The sequence below is a fragment of the Nostoc sp. genome, from assembly GCF_036917935.1.
Lineage (GTDB): Bacteria > Cyanobacteriota > Cyanobacteriia > Cyanobacteriales > Nostocaceae > Nostoc.
On the sequence record NZ_JBALEL010000027.1, the window covers coordinates 94,151 to 108,529 of the forward strand.

Genomic DNA, 14,379 nt, shown 5'->3' on the forward strand with positions numbered 1-14,379 from the left:
TTAAAATTACCCAATCTAGGATTTAGTAGGAATTTAAAAATCGATCATTACCGATCATTTGAAGCCAGCTACATTCGCAATTCATACATAATCCACCCGTAATTATAACTTCTGACCCCTAAATTCTGTTTTGATAAAATTGAGGCTAATAACTTTAAGTAAACCAAGCAGGGCGCCCGAATAACTACCAAAGCCAACACCTGATAAAACCAGACCACCGAAACAGTTGAGCGATGAATAGTTTGTTTGGTAATTGGGCCAGCACCCTAAGAAAAAATTCCTTATTGCTGGTTCTTTCAATGGTGCTGCCAACATTTGGAATTAGTAATTCTGTCTTGGCAGCAGAGCGGATTTATGCATCTTATTCAGCTTTAGAGCTTTCCATTTCAGTAACCACTTTAGAAAACTACGCCAAAACAGGTGTAATTAACGAAGATTTGGCAGCCTATCAGCAATATCTGCCTCTACAACAGCTTCAAGAATTGCGGCGGATTTTACTTAATCGTGTGAAAGTTAGTCCGGTAGTAGTTTCGCAACTTCTCTACACCCCGCAAGGAGAATTTTTGCTGCATCGGTTGGCGCAAGTGATTCAAACCAGTCAGCCAGAACCAGGATTTGGTGCTTTGCGTTCGGCGCTAATTTCAGCCTCTGGTGAATCGGGAGGCTTGACACTTTTAAATGTGTTGCGTAAATATCCCACTAGCAGCATTCGCCTTGATGTCGCCGAGACTTTGGAAATAGCTACGGAATTAGAGGAACTTGTTAACCAAACCCATCGAGCGATCGCAGCCGTTTCCCAAAAGTCTAAAATAGAAGCTGATAGCATTTCCCAACCAAATTTATCGCAATTGCCCGATTTGCAGGTTCCAGGAAAATTTAAGTCGCAAAAATACACCCTGAAGTTTTTCGACTCAACCCGCAATCGGCTTTTATTAACTGATGTTTACATTCCCAATGTTCAGAATCCGGCATCGGTAATTGTAATTTCTCACGGCTTGGGTTTAGACAGCAGTAACTTTCAATATTTAGCCACTCACCTAGCTTCCTATGGATTTGCCGTCGTCGTTCCCAATCATCCTGGTAGTGATGCTAAACAATTGCGTTCTCTGCTAAAAGGACACGCCATTGAAGTAGCAGAACCAAGTGAGTTTCAAGACCGGCCTTTGGATGTAACATATATACTGAATCAATTGCAAAAAGGTAATCAATCTGATTCACGGTTTAAAGGTCGGTTAAATCTGCAACAAGTCGGAGTATTTGGTCAATCTTTGGGAGGCTACACAGCCTTAGCCCTGGCAGGCGCTAAAATTAACTTTCAGCAGCTAAAACAAGACTGTCAACCAGCAGCACTGCAAAAAACCTGGAATATGTCTTTACTGCTCCAGTGTCGCGCTTTAGAATTGAGCATCAGCAAGTCTGGCAAAGATTATAACCTGCGGGATGAGAGAGTGAAAGCTGCGATCGCAGTTAATCCCATTACTAGTTCTATTTTCGGTAAAGCTGGTTTAAGTCAAATCAAAACTCCAGTGATGATTGTCAGCAGTAGTGATGATACAGTTGCACCAGCTTTATCCGAGCAAATTTTACCTTTCTCCTGGTTGGCGAATTCCCAAAAGTATCTCGTTATGCTTGTAGGTGGCACTCACTTTTCCACCATTGGCAATGGCAACCCTGCAAATCAACAAGTAGCATTACCTGCTGATATGATTGGCGATGCTTCTCAAGCGCGTCGTTACATGAATGTTTTAAGTTTACCTTTCTTCCAAACATACATTGCAGTCAGGCCGCAATACAGGCCCTACCTGAACGCCGCCTACACTCAAAGCATTTCTAGTAAGTCGCTTGGGTTGAGTCTCGTCAAGTCATTGAATACAACCGAATTAGCTCAATTGTTGGATATAAAAGCAGCCAAACCCGTAAAAAAAAAGTTCCCAACACCATAGTCAGCTTCGGATTTTGGATGTTGGATATTGGTGTTGCATTGCTGCATGTGATGATTTTTATTTGACTTTCGACAGGTGTAATTTAATTACGTTTGTACAAATCTATTTGCATCTTTATAAAATTATGTTCAAAGTTAAGACCTTTTTTTTGATTAGTAATTGGACAAATTAGAACTATGGAAGCCATTCGATTGTATTGGAATGGCGACATAACTAAAAAAGGGCGATATCGCATCTGCTCACGCCCTTGAGGTTTATTTTTTTTTACAGCCAGTCTCTTAAGTAAAAGTTAGATATAGACTACTTCCGCTTCAGGTGTTCGGTGCGTTACGGAAGCCTCAACACACGTTACAACATCTTCTAATTATCTCTAATTATTTGTGTCTACTTGCGGTAAAAACCGTAACAAGCACAGATGATATGCGATCGCATTCCTACTTCTCGGCATATACTTTAAAGAAATGTGACATTTAATTGCGCTATTGTAAAAGTCAGCTTTACATAAGTTCAGTTATGAGCCAGCCTGAATATACTACAGCCCAAGCAACAGCCCTGACTAACTACGATCGCAAACCTATTCACCGACCTGGCACTATTCAAGCTCATGGCGTTCTACTGGCACTCAGTACTCAGCTAGAGATACTGCAAGTTAGCAAGAATAGCCAAGCATATTTGGGCAAAGAGCCAGAAGATTTACTCGGTCAACCCCTGAGCGATTTACTTGACCTTCGGCAAGTGGAAATTGTCAAGCAGTGCTTAGTGAAAAAAATTGGCAGTGCTAATGCTTTTAAAGTATTAATAAACACTTTTAATAATGAACGATACTTTGATGCTATTGCTCATCGTATAGAAGAGGCTGTGATTCTGGAGCTAGAACCGACGGACTCGGAATCTGAACTGAGTTTCTTAAGCTTCTATACTTTGGCGAGTGAAGCGATAGCAAAAATGCAAAGCACATCCAATCTGGGAGAATTTTTGCATTTGGTGGCTGAAGAAGTCCAAAAAATCATCGGTTTTGATCGGGTGATGGTCTATCAATTTGACCAGTCAGGAGCGGGTTCTGTTGTTGCAGAAGTGAAACGGGAAGATTTATCACCTTATTTAGGACTCCACTATCCCGCTACAGACATTCCAGCCCAGGCTAGGGAGTTATACACGCGCTGCTTTCTCCGATTTCTCCCCGATTTAACTGTCGAACCGATCAAACTAGTTCCAACGGAAAATCCAAGAACGCATCAGCAGCTTGACTTAAGCTACTGTCTGCTACGGAGTTTTGATTGGTGTTGTACTGAATATCATCAAAATATGGGAGTGAAGGCTCTTTTAGTGATTTCACTGATTCAAGAGCAGAAGCTTTGGGGATTAATATCCTGCCACCATCAAACACCTAAGTATATTTCTTACGAAGTCCGTAAGATGTGCGAATTTTTGGGACAGATTGTCTCTTCAGAGTTAGCGCACAAAATCAGTTACTCGGAATGGGATTATAAGGTAAAGCTGAAATCGCTACAGTCTGAGTTTCTAGAATCTATTTCCCAAGCAGACAATTTTATCGATGCCTTAATTAAACCTGAAATCCGCTTGCTTGATCTTGTTAGTGCCTCTGGAGCGGCGGTTTGTCTGGATAATGAAATTACCCTTGTGGGGACAACACCGAATATTCATGAAGTTCGGGTGCTAATTGAATGGGCGGATACCCAAGTTAGTGATAACCTGTTTTCCACTGATTCTCTGCCGAAGCTTTACTCAGAGGCGCTGATATTTAAAGATACTGCCAGTGGCTTGTTGCTACTGCGGATTTCTAAAGTCCGGCGCTATTACATCCTTTGGTTTCGCCCTGAAGTTCTCCAAACGGTACACTGGGCAGGTAATCCACAGGAATCCATTCAAGCTCAGGCCGATGGTAGCTTGACCTTATCTCCCCGAAAATCCTTTGAACAATGGCAAGAAACGGTTAGATTAACTTCTCTACCTTGGAAAGCTTGTGAACTTGATAGTGCGATCGCTCTGAGAAATGCGATCGTTGGTATTGTACTCTCGAAAGCGGATGAATTAGCTAAAATCAACCTGGAATTAGAACGCAGCAACCAAGAACTAGCATCCTTTGCCTACGCCGCTTCCCATGACCTCAAGGAACCTTTGCGGGGTATTTATAATTTCTCAACAGTGCTGTTAGAAGACTATAGTCAAGTATTAGATGATGACGGAATTGAGTGCTTGCAAACAGTAGTCTCCTTGTCTGTACGTATGGAAACTCTGATTAATGCCCTACTGCGACTCTCGCAGCTAGGACAAGCACAACTACGCTTGCAAACAACTAACCTCAACGAATTACTCAACCAAGTGATTGAGGTTTTTGGTGCTAGTCGTCAAGATTTTGGACTTGTGGATATTCGCATTCCTCGCCCTTTACCAACTGTTTTGTGCGATCGAGTTCTCGTTAATGAAGTCTTTAGTAATCTGCTTGGCAATGCATTCAAATACAACGATAAAGCAGAGCAATGGGTTGAGATTGGCTACCTTTCTCAAGAAGCAGGGGAAGATGAACTATTGCCCCATGCCCCATGCCTAATCTTTTATATACGCGATAACGGTATTGGAATTCCACAGCATCACCTAGAAACCATCTTTAGATTATTTAAGCGGCTTCACTCCCAGGAAAAGTACGGTGGAGGAGCAGGTGCAGGACTAGCTATTGTTAAGAAGATTGTTGAGCTTCATAACGGTAAAATTTGGGTGAAATCTACTGTAGGTGTTGGCTCAATGTTCTATTTTACGCTGGAATAGTTTAAGATAATGACTAAATATGTATTTTTGTTAAGCTCTTTTAAGACTACGAATGACAAAAAAACTTCATGAACCGCTGCTCGTTGTTGAGGACAGCAATGAAGATTTTCGGATGCTGCAACGTCTGATGCGGCGTATGTCCGTCCAGAATCCCATACACCGTTGTACGAATGGGGATGAGGTTTTAGAGTTCCTCTATAAACTGGGGAACGATGCCTACACTAAAGGCGAAGACCCACCCAATTCTAAAGTAGCATTACGACCCTCTGTAATCTTGCTCGATCTGAATTTGCCAGGTATTGATGGCCGTGACATTTTAGATCGGCTCAAGCAAGACAAGAGTTTCAAAGGAATCCCCATCGTTGTTTTTACCACATCATCTAACCCCAAGGATATTGAATTGTGCTACCAAAAGGGCGCAAATGGATATCTGGTAAAGCCGATGGATGCTCAGGAACTACAAAAGACGATTCAGGCATTTGTGGACTACTGGCTTGAAGCCAATACGCCGCCTGTGTTGGATTAATCTGTTTATTTTCTGTGGATGAGGCAGTAGGAACAAAATGATCATAAAAGAGACGGCTCAGAGGGCACAGCGACATTTTCCTCTTTGAGTCACTGTGTCTGCTTGTCTCTGGTAGATGTGTTTTCTCCATCTTCCGGTTTTTCCTACGGCGTTCCACAGCTTGAATTGCTTTAGAATTCCTAAAGAATTGAGATTTTATTCATACTTATTTTATATTATTTTTAGAATTATGCAATAAAAACACAATCTGGATAAAAGGGATCTATATGGCTCCCTGATCCTCATAACCTTATGTTGGACACACGGACGCTACTCATCATCGATGATTGTGCCGCAGATCGAAAAATCTATCGCCGATATCTTTTGAAAGATCCGCACCAGTCCTACCAAATTTTAGAGGCAGACTGTGCAGAAGAAGGACTTACTTTGTGCCGAAAAGTACGCTGTGATGTGATTCTGCTGGATTTTTGCCTACCTGATATGAGCGGGTTAGAACTCTTCGATCAGATGCAGCAGGAGATATTTAAGACTTCTGTCCCTGTGATTATGTTGACAGGGCGTGGCGATGAAGAGGTTGCTGTGCAAGTAATGAAACGGGGTGCTTTAGATTATTTAGTCAAGCAACACCTGACACAGGATGTGCTGCAACTAGCAGTCCGCAACGCCATCAAGCAATCGTACTTGCAAGCCCAACTCCAGAAAACTCAGGAGAGACAGCGCCTAATTGCCACGACTGCTTTACGAATTCGCCAGTCTCTTAATCTAGACCAAATTTTAAATACAGCTGTAGCTGAGGTACAACAACTTCTGAAGTGCGATCGCGTGATGGTATATCAGTTTGCCCCAGATACAGATGGTAAGATAGTTGCCTCATCAGTTGAGTCATACCAGACTGTCGCATTGTGCGATCGCGTTGGGGCTGGCGATTGGGGACTGATGACTAGGGAAGAGTTTTCCCAATCCCCAATGCCCAATCCCCATTACCCCTTATCCCCAGAGGGGGCCCCACCTAACCCAATCCCTTATATCTATGAGCTTGGCTTGTGTAATTGTGTCAGCCTAAAAGAGCAATTTAATACTAAAGCAAATCTGGTGGTTCCGATTAATCTGAGCAACAATGGGAACCCAAATCCCAAGCTTTGGGGTTTATTGATTGCTCACCATAATTCTGGAGAACGACACTGGCAAACTAATGATACGGAAATGCTTAATGAAGTGTCGGTGCAATTAGCGATCGCTATTCAACAGGCGGAATTGTTAGCCCAAACTCAAGCAGCCCTTGCCAAAGAGAAGCAACTCAATGTATTTAAGTCCCAAATAATTGCAACAGTTTCCCATGAGTATCGAACGCCGCTAACTTCAATTCTGGCTGCTGCATCAACTTTGGTAAAACATAACCACCAACTGGATGAGTCTAAACAACAGAGGTTCTTGGGAATCATTGAACAGAAAACAAGGTATATGTCCAAACTCGTGGATAATATGCTTCTGGTTAACCAATTGGAACTGGAAAAACCCAAATTTAAACCAATCCTATTCGATTTACTCCAATTTTTTTCTGACCTTGTAGAACAGGAGCGAGAAACAGCAGGCGATCGCCACGAATTTATTTTGAAAATTACTGGTAAGAATCAGGGATTTTGGGGCGATCGCGGACTTTTGCAGCAAATTTTTATTAACTTAATGTCCAATGCCATTAAGTACTCTCCAGATGGAGGTACTATAGAATTCCACCTCATCGGCAAAGAATCAGAAGCAATCTTTTACATCAAAGATCAGGGAATTGGTATCCCGATGGCAGATCAAGAAAATTTGTTTCAATCCTTCAGTCGCGGAAGTAACGTGGATACGCTCCCTGGTACAGGCTTAGGGCTAGCGATCGCTAAAGCTTGTGTGGAGTTACATGGTGGTAATATTACCTTGTCCAGTCAAGTGGGGCAAGGAACTCAAGTTACTGTCAGCTTACCGAAGGCATTGCCAACTGCTCAACTATCCCCATCATCAACTTAAACTATATAATTTTCAAATGCATCTTGTAATTATTCATCTTGAATTTCTATCTTGCTAATCAACCATTCTTTGATTGTTTTCCCGCAAGGCTCAGAACTTTGGCAATCACTGACGTTCTCTAGAGTATAATACAATTTTACTTTTTTGTTGACGTATTTCTCTGGTTCGCAAACATCAAATACTGCACCGACACCTTCATCTAATTTTCCATTTTCATCGACAACAGTAACGTAGCATTTTAAGTCTCCGTTTTGGATATCTTTGATAGTACCAACAATTGGGTTATCGTTTTCAATCACCTGGGATTGATTGTTTTTAAGAGATATTTTTTCAGTTGATGCTGAATTAATCGGTTTTTTACTATTTTTGTTATTATCTAGTTTTACTTGATTTACAGAAATAGATTCAGAATTAACTTGGTTAGCTGTTGCAGTATTTGCTTGATTAACTTTATTCTGTTGAGAAGCACTATTGCCAGAGTTATTACAACTCACAATCAACATAGAACAAAAAAGCAATGTAGTAGTGAAGATTGATTTTTTAATTTGATTTATGTTCATAAAAACTATTGATAGTTGTTTTGCTAAAAGCGCTACAGGTAAAATCTTTCATTTCTAATAAAAACTTTCATGAAGTTTTCTCTGATATTTATTGATTATTACAGTTTTATGTGTTGAAAGTTATAAATGACATCGTGATATTTGCGGAAAATACTCGGTGTTATCTGCACTTTTTGTATATTATTCGGTAAAGTGCTTAGAGAATGTCTTGATCCTGATAAAACAATGCTTAAATAAACTTTGATTGCTAAATATTAATGCTTTGAGCATTAAATGAGTATTTAATAGAATTTAGAAGCTGTAAGTATTAATTTTGTGTTATCTCAAGGTTTTCTCAACTTAAACAAACCATTTGGCTGGACTTCCCACGACTGCGTAGCACGGGTGCGAAAATTGTTGCGCCTCAAACGTGTAGGACATGGGGGAACCTTAGATCCAGCAGCAACAGGGGTCTTACCGATCGCACTTGGTAAAGCCACAAGATTATTGCAATATCTGCCAGAAAACAAAGCTTACAAGGCTACGATTCGTCTGGGTGTGCAGACTACAACGGATGATTTAGAAGGTGAAATCATTAATTCTCAAGCTTGTGCTGGATTGAGTTTGGCAGAGGTTAAAACTGCACTGGCACAATTTGCAGGCAAGATTGAGCAAATACCACCGAATTATAGTGCAATTCAAGTGGATGGGAAACGTCTCTACGACTTAGCACGTAAAGGTGAAATAGTGGAAGTTCCAGTGCGGACAGTGGAAATTTTTCATACAGAAATTTTGGACTGGAGAGAAGGAGATTTCCCGGAATTGGATGTAGCGATCGCCTGTGGATCTGGTACATATATTAGAGCGATCGCTCGTGACTTAGGTGCAATCTTAGAAACTGGTGGCACTCTTGCAGCTTTGATCCGTACCCAAAGCAGTGGTTTCGATTTAACAGATAGTCTCACTTTGACCGACTTAGAAACTAAACTGCAAGCCGGGACATTTCAACCTCTCGCCCCTGATGTCGCTTTACAACATTTGTTATCTGTGACTTTACCAAGAATATCTGCTCAAAAATGGTGTCAGGGTCAGCGAGTTTCTCTAAATTCTGATGTTACTGGGATAGTGCGAGTTTATGAAGAAGAGACTCGCTTTTTGGGTGTTGGACAATTACAAGATGAAGTGTTAGTTCCTCAAATGGTTTTTGAACCGCTTTCTTAAAACTTATTTGCTCTTTTCCTTAATGGGATTGAGCGATCGCTCCAAGCGACTAAAGGCTTGAGAAGAAAGCAGAGTCAGGAATAAATAAACCAAGGCGACAGTGGCGTAAATCTCAAATGAACGATAGTTGTCAGCGACAATCAGCTGTCCTTTGCGGAACAACTCTTCAAACCCGATGATCGCGACTAAGCTGGTGTCTTTGAGCAAGCTAATGAACTCATTGCCCAGAGGTGGCAGCATTCGCCGGAGGGCTTGCGGAAAGATGACATAGCGCATCGTTTGCACTGAGCTTAAACCCAGTGATTGAGAGGCTTCTGCTTGTCCAGGCTCAATTGATTGAATACCTGCCCGGACAACTTCAGCAATGTAGGCAGCGCTATTGAGACTCAATGCAATCACCGCGGCTGCTAAACGATTTAAAGTGAAGGTGAAACCAAAACTTTGGGCGAAAGCAGGCAACCCAAAGTAAATCATAAAAATCTGCACCAGCAACGGCGTTCCCCGGAAAAAGTCTATATACGCCCTAGCAATCCAGGGCAAAGGCGGAGTGGGGAAAAGGCGAACAATTCCAATCAGTGTACCCCCGATCATACCCAGCAAGACTGAGATTGCTGTGAGTTCAAGTGTAACTAAAGCTCCACTTAGCAAGGTGGGTAGGGACTTCAAAATAATGCTTAGTGAGGTAGATAGTTGGGATATGCCTTTTTCGGCAGCCTGGTTTTCGATGGGTGATTTTTCTGGTAGTTGTGGCGGTTGGATACCAAACCACTTTTGGTAGATTTTGGCGTAAATACCATTTTTCAGCACCGTTTCTAGACCTTGGTTAATCGCTTGCAAGTTGGGCGATCCTTTAGGTGTAGGAATGCCATAAAATTCTTCTGTTAGCAGAGTGCTGACCACTTTGAGTCCGTTAAGGTTGCCCCTCTTTATGCCATATAAGATCACCACCTGATCGTTAAGAACGGCATCGACATTACCATTGATTAATGCTTGAAGAGTTAAAGGTGAATCATTAAAAGTGCGAATTTCAGATCCGGGAATACTTTTAGCCTTCTGTGCGCCAGTTGTCCCAATTTGCACGCCAATCGTTTTGTTCTGAAGATGATCGAAATTGGTAATGTTTTGATTATCTGTGCGGGTAACGATCGCTAGCCCTGATTTGAAGTAAGGACGCGAGAAGGAAATTGTCTTGGCTCGTTCGGCAGTAATCGTCATTGCTGCAACTGCGGCATCTACAGTTTGCGCTTGCAATGCTGGAATCATCCCAGCAAAAGGCATATTTTGATATTTAACTTTCAAGCCAGCAGATTGAGCGATCGCATTCATCAAATCAATGTCAAAGCCTTGCAAATCACCACTGGCAGATTGAAACTCGAAAGGCGGAAATGTAGGTTCTGTAGCAACCGTAAGTGTGTTACCAGCAGTGGAACCATCTGTAATACAACCTGAAAGTAAAAGTAGACAGCTTAAGCTGAAGCCAAAAACTAGCTGACGTAACCAAAGAACAACAGTTAATCGAGTCATATTCTTTAGACTTCTCCAAAAATACCTAAGCTAAGACTATGACTGGCGATCGTTAATCAAAAATCCAGTCAAGCATAATTGCTGCAATATATAGTAAAATTCTCTAGAACAATGGACACAGAGTTGTCCGTAGAGGCTTCTGTGGATGGGTTGGCAACTAGCGATCGCGACTTCAGTAAATCCTCTTCAAAAGTATCATCCTATCCATATTGAAAATTCACTTTATAAATCAGATTCAAAATGGTTGCAAATACATTTGATCGTAACAGCGTGTTCGAGGAAGATTATCTTTACTTTTATGAAACGTTGTTGACACCAGAACGTACTCAACACGAAGTTGACCTCATTTGCCGATTGCTAGATTTAAAAGCAGGGATGAGTATTTTAGACTTAGCTTGTGGGCATGGACGGATTGCTAATCAGCTAGCGGCTCGTGGCTATGATGTGACTGGACTTGATGCAACAGCTTTCTTCTTAGAAAAAGCAAATCAAGATGCGGCTAGCAACGGGGTTAAGGTAGAGTACCTTCAAGGCGATATGCGTTCTCTACCCTTTAGCGATCGCTTCAACTATGTCATCAACTGCTTCACAGCTTTCGGTTACTTCGATGACGATGAAAATAGATCGGTCTTAACCGAAGCGTATCGCGCTCTAAAAGTAGGTGGCAAATTGCTAATTGATATTCAAAATTTTAGCCGCATCTTGCAAGAATTTACGCCTGAGTTAATTACTGAGCGTGAGGGTAATTATATGCTCGCACGCAGCCGCTACGATGCACTTACCAATCGTACCCATACCGAGCGGATTATCATTCGTGATGGACAAGTGCGGCGTGGTCAATACTTTGTTCGCAATTTTACCTTTCCCGAAATCCGCGATTGGCTGTTGCAAACAGGCTTCAGCGAAGTAGAGGGCTATGGTTACGATGGTGAATTGTTCGCGCTTGATAGCCGCCGAATGATTGTGGTAGCAAGTAAATGAAGAGTCCTGTTAGCGGAGCGGGGCGTTTAGCCCGTGCTGAGTTAGTAGTTATATAATGTACGGTTAAAATACTTATCATTAAGACCGCAGAGGGGCAGAGATGCAGATGAGAGAGATTTTTGGGCTTTCTGGATAGATTCGGGAATCATTGCACCCCTCCCCGCCTGTGGTGTGGGATTCTTCGGATTTAATAAGTAATCAAGTAGATATGATATCAGGAAATAAGAAACATTATTTATTCTCCTGAGTTCAAACCTCAAAATTACGAATTACGAATCAGGGCGCGGTGTGTTAAACCAAATAACTCGTATTAGGTACGATCGCAAAGAAGGCATATTCATACCAAGCAGTCCAGATGAAACTGCGAATCCATCGCTGACGCTTTTCGGGACTCAATTCATATTCAAACGCCCCACGAGATACATCAATGGAAGATAGATGAGAGTTACAACCACAGCCGTGTTGATAAGTAAAACCGTATTTAGAAGCAATACTTTGCACCTTCATTTGAATAGCAAACACCTTACCTGCATGGAGTATGGCATCCCAAGCACGTTTGTGTTCGATATCGCGCTGATCAAATCGCAAGGCACGTTCTTCAAAAACATGATCGCGGTAAATTGGTGCTAGATGCACATGATAGAAACTTGCTGGTAGTTCATAACCAAACTCGTTGAACAAATCTATGCCAATGCGAGCTACTTTTACTTCATTAGCATACTCTGTCCCTTTTAACTCCAGATCACGGAGAATTTCTGCAAAGTTCGGATAGCTGTGTTTGAGAAAGTCTTGCCCAAAAAACTCTAGGGTTTCCCATGCCAGTTGTGCAAATAGCTGGGAAAATGAGGGTATCAAGTGAGCTAGTTGGGGGCGATCGCTAAATAAGTCAACATCACCATGTTCTAATTTATACAAAAACAATTGTGCCATCTCAACATAGCTTTGGGGTTGGGAAAGTCCGACACTCGTGGTTCCTCTAGCAATGTCTTGCCATGTAGAAGGTAGTTGAGAAACATGAACCGCATTTTCTCCAGCAATGACTGCAACAGGAGGACATTCGAGAAGTTGCATCGACAATCTCCTTTAAGACTTTAATGTGTAATTTACCTTAAGCGATCGCTAAATCTATCTTCTGAACACAATAAAAAATGTTTGACAGACTGTCTTTTGACAACGAGCGCAATTTTATTCATAAATTTTTCGGACATTGGGCATTGGGCATTAATTATTTTAGGATAATTCATAATTCATAATTCAGTTCTCCACTCAAAGCATTCTCTTCAAGCACCTGCTATTTTCTTATATATTTTCTCACCCTTGATTAACTCTTCATAGTACTGTTCATAAGAGGTGAATCTGATAGATTCTTGTCTTCCTAAACCTAAAATGCCAAAGGTGCAAAGGCTATTATAAAACAGTTCATGTACCCGCTTTTGAAGTATCTGATTGAAATATATGAGGACATTACGACAAAGAATAACATTAAACTCATTAAAAGAACTGTCAGTTGCTAAATTATGCTGGGCAAAAACAACGTTTTCTCTGAGGGATGCTCGAAAAATCGCGTTATCGTAAGCTGCTGTATAATATTCTGAAAAAGACTTCTTGCCCCCTGCTTTTAGATAAAGCTGAGTATATTCCTGCATCAGTTTCAGGGAGAAAATCCCACTTTTGGCATTTTGTAATACCTTCTCGTTCGTATCAGTAGCATATATGCGGCAACGGTGATAAAGTCCTTCTTCTTGCAGTAAAATTGCCATTGAGTAGACTTCTTCGCCAGTTGAGCATCCAGCGTGCCAAATGCGAATAAACGGATAAGTTTGTAAGAAGGGGATAACTTGATTTCTGAAGGTGTTATAAAAGCTAGGATCGCGAAACATTGATGTTACATTCACCGTCAGAGCAAGCAAAAATCGCTCCAAATAGACACGGTTGTGGAGTAACCGCTCTTGCAATGCAGAAACATTTGCTAACCCCTCTAAGTGCATAAAGCCCTGAATGCGGCGCTTGAGTGAGGAAAGAGCATAATCGCGAAAGTCATAACCATAGTACTGATACACACCTTCCAAGAGGAGGTGTATTTCTATGTCCTCCAAGATCGGTTTGGGCAGAGGCATAATATTCATCATTCATCAGTTTCAGTTTAACCAAGTGCCTTTTACTACTAAAATAGCGATCGCAATTATTGAAATCCCAGCTAGCCATCTCACCTGGGAGCGCAGATTTTTAATCTCTTGGCTGAGATTTTCTGTCTGTGGTATAGAATATGGTTCTAGTTGTACAACTTCAATAGCTACTTGTTGGGGTGTCTTTTGGGCATTTTCAAAAGAGACTTGCGTATGTAGCCAATTAGTAATCAGTTGGGGACAGTTCTTTTTAAACCAATTTAAAGCTAAGGTTTTAAAAACTGGTTTGGACATTCGGGCAATTAATTTCATCACCCTATTTAAGGGTTTTAGGCGAAGCTTTTGATTGATCAGATTGACTGAACCAACATCATAAAGACAATCCAGAATTAGTTTCACAGTGGCTTCTTCACTGTTAATCAAGTTTTGCAGTAAAAGCAGAACATCATGCATACGCTCTGCTTCCATATACTTTTCTGCCAAGTTTTCTGGAGGACTTACTGAAGGATTTACGGTTGGATTTAGCGTCTTTTGTCTTACTATCGTCATATTCGTAACATAGCAGCCATAATAATGTAAGTACACCTATCTACCGAGAGAAAGATTTTTTATCTAAAGAGAGAACCTAAAAGCCAAAATTTATTCGTGAGAGATATGACTATATCGTGTCTGTAAAAAGGCTATTGGTCTAGTTCTTATGAATCTTTTATCTACTTCTGGGT

General features: G+C 41.3%; 12 protein-coding genes. 6 read left to right on the forward strand and 6 right to left on the reverse strand.

What is annotated here, in order from left to right:
- Positions 1 to 233: 233 nt before the first annotated feature.
- Positions 234 to 1,943: an alpha/beta hydrolase gene (locus tag V7K62_RS11645; RefSeq protein ID WP_334864077.1), complete on the forward strand. Its 1,710-nt coding sequence runs from the start codon at positions 234 to 236 to the stop codon at positions 1,941 to 1,943.
- A gap of 82 nt (positions 1,944 to 2,025) precedes the next feature.
- Here V7K62_RS11645 and V7K62_RS11650 read toward each other — a convergent pair whose 3' ends face one another.
- Positions 2,026 to 2,217 carry a type II toxin-antitoxin system PemK/MazF family toxin gene (locus V7K62_RS11650; RefSeq protein WP_334864125.1) on the reverse strand — a complete coding sequence of 64 codons (192 nt, stop codon included), beginning with the start codon at positions 2,215 to 2,217 and terminating at the stop codon, positions 2,026 to 2,028.
- A 239-nt stretch (positions 2,218 to 2,456) separates the two neighbouring features.
- Here V7K62_RS11650 and V7K62_RS11655 point away from each other — a divergent pair, with 239 nt between their 5' ends.
- From V7K62_RS11655 to V7K62_RS11665, 3 genes are all read left to right on the forward strand, one after another.
- The gene (locus tag V7K62_RS11655) at positions 2,457 to 4,730 is read left to right on the forward strand and encodes an ATP-binding protein (RefSeq protein WP_334864078.1); all 2,274 of its coding nucleotides are present in this window, start codon (positions 2,457 to 2,459) and stop codon (positions 4,728 to 4,730) included.
- A 52-nt stretch (positions 4,731 to 4,782) separates the two neighbouring features.
- The gene (locus V7K62_RS11660; RefSeq protein WP_334864080.1) at positions 4,783 to 5,256 is read left to right on the forward strand and encodes a response regulator; all 474 of its coding nucleotides are present in this window, start codon (positions 4,783 to 4,785) and stop codon (positions 5,254 to 5,256) included.
- Between the two features lie 291 nt (positions 5,257 to 5,547).
- A complete protein-coding gene (locus V7K62_RS11665; RefSeq protein WP_334864081.1) occupies positions 5,548 to 7,266 on the forward strand; it encodes an ATP-binding protein in 1,719 nt (572 codons plus the stop codon).
- 29 nt (positions 7,267 to 7,295) lie between these two features.
- On the opposite strand, the gene V7K62_RS11670 is transcribed toward V7K62_RS11665, so the two are convergent.
- Positions 7,296 to 7,826, reverse strand: coding sequence for a hypothetical protein (locus V7K62_RS11670; protein ID WP_334864082.1), 531 nt, complete (start codon positions 7,824 to 7,826; stop codon positions 7,296 to 7,298).
- A gap of 315 nt (positions 7,827 to 8,141) precedes the next feature.
- Between V7K62_RS11670 and truB the strand changes: the two genes are divergently transcribed.
- A complete protein-coding gene (gene truB, locus V7K62_RS11675) occupies positions 8,142 to 9,026 on the forward strand; it encodes a tRNA pseudouridine(55) synthase TruB (RefSeq protein WP_334864083.1) in 885 nt (294 codons plus the stop codon).
- A 3-nt stretch (positions 9,027 to 9,029) separates the two neighbouring features.
- Here truB and V7K62_RS11680 read toward each other — a convergent pair whose 3' ends face one another.
- Positions 9,030 to 10,550, reverse strand: a complete 1,521-nt coding sequence (locus V7K62_RS11680) for an ABC transporter permease subunit (RefSeq protein WP_334864084.1) — start codon at positions 10,548 to 10,550, stop codon at positions 9,030 to 9,032.
- Between the two features lie 240 nt (positions 10,551 to 10,790).
- Here V7K62_RS11680 and V7K62_RS11685 point away from each other — a divergent pair, with 240 nt between their 5' ends.
- Positions 10,791 to 11,531, forward strand: a complete 741-nt coding sequence (locus V7K62_RS11685) for a class I SAM-dependent methyltransferase (protein WP_334864085.1) — start codon at positions 10,791 to 10,793, stop codon at positions 11,529 to 11,531.
- 291 nt (positions 11,532 to 11,822) lie between these two features.
- Here V7K62_RS11685 and V7K62_RS11690 read toward each other — a convergent pair whose 3' ends face one another.
- The 3 genes from V7K62_RS11690 to V7K62_RS11700 form a co-directional block, all read right to left on the reverse strand.
- Complete coding sequence (locus V7K62_RS11690; protein WP_334864086.1) at positions 11,823 to 12,602, reverse strand: hypothetical protein; 780 nt, start codon at positions 12,600 to 12,602, stop codon at positions 11,823 to 11,825.
- Between the two features lie 209 nt (positions 12,603 to 12,811).
- A complete protein-coding gene (locus tag V7K62_RS11695; RefSeq protein ID WP_334864126.1) occupies positions 12,812 to 13,648 on the reverse strand; it encodes a CheR family methyltransferase in 837 nt (278 codons plus the stop codon).
- Between the two features lie 21 nt (positions 13,649 to 13,669).
- Entirely contained in the window at positions 13,670 to 14,206 is a 537-nt protein-coding gene (locus tag V7K62_RS11700; RefSeq protein ID WP_334864087.1) for a hypothetical protein, read from the reverse strand.
- Positions 14,207 to 14,379 lie beyond the last annotated feature (173 nt).

Coding starts and splice junctions, on each gene's coding strand:
- V7K62_RS11645 (WP_334864077.1), top strand. CDS start 234: ATGAATAGTTTGTTTGGTAATTGGGCCAGCACCCTAAGAAAAAATTCC.
- V7K62_RS11655 (WP_334864078.1), top strand. CDS start 2,457: ATGAGCCAGCCTGAATATACTACAGCCCAAGCAACAGCCCTGACTAAC.
- V7K62_RS11660 (WP_334864080.1), top strand. CDS start 4,783: ATGACAAAAAAACTTCATGAACCGCTGCTCGTTGTTGAGGACAGCAAT.
- V7K62_RS11665 (WP_334864081.1), top strand. CDS start 5,548: ATGTTGGACACACGGACGCTACTCATCATCGATGATTGTGCCGCAGAT.
- V7K62_RS11670 (WP_334864082.1), bottom strand. CDS start 7,826: ATGAACATAAATCAAATTAAAAAATCAATCTTCACTACTACATTGCTT.
- V7K62_RS11680 (WP_334864084.1), bottom strand. CDS start 10,550: ATGACTCGATTAACTGTTGTTCTTTGGTTACGTCAGCTAGTTTTTGGC.
- V7K62_RS11685 (WP_334864085.1), top strand. CDS start 10,791: ATGGTTGCAAATACATTTGATCGTAACAGCGTGTTCGAGGAAGATTAT.
- V7K62_RS11690 (WP_334864086.1), bottom strand. CDS start 12,602: ATGCAACTTCTCGAATGTCCTCCTGTTGCAGTCATTGCTGGAGAAAAT.
- V7K62_RS11695 (WP_334864126.1), bottom strand. CDS start 13,648: ATGCCTCTGCCCAAACCGATCTTGGAGGACATAGAAATACACCTCCTC.
- V7K62_RS11700 (WP_334864087.1), bottom strand. CDS start 14,206: ATGACGATAGTAAGACAAAAGACGCTAAATCCAACCGTAAATCCTTCA.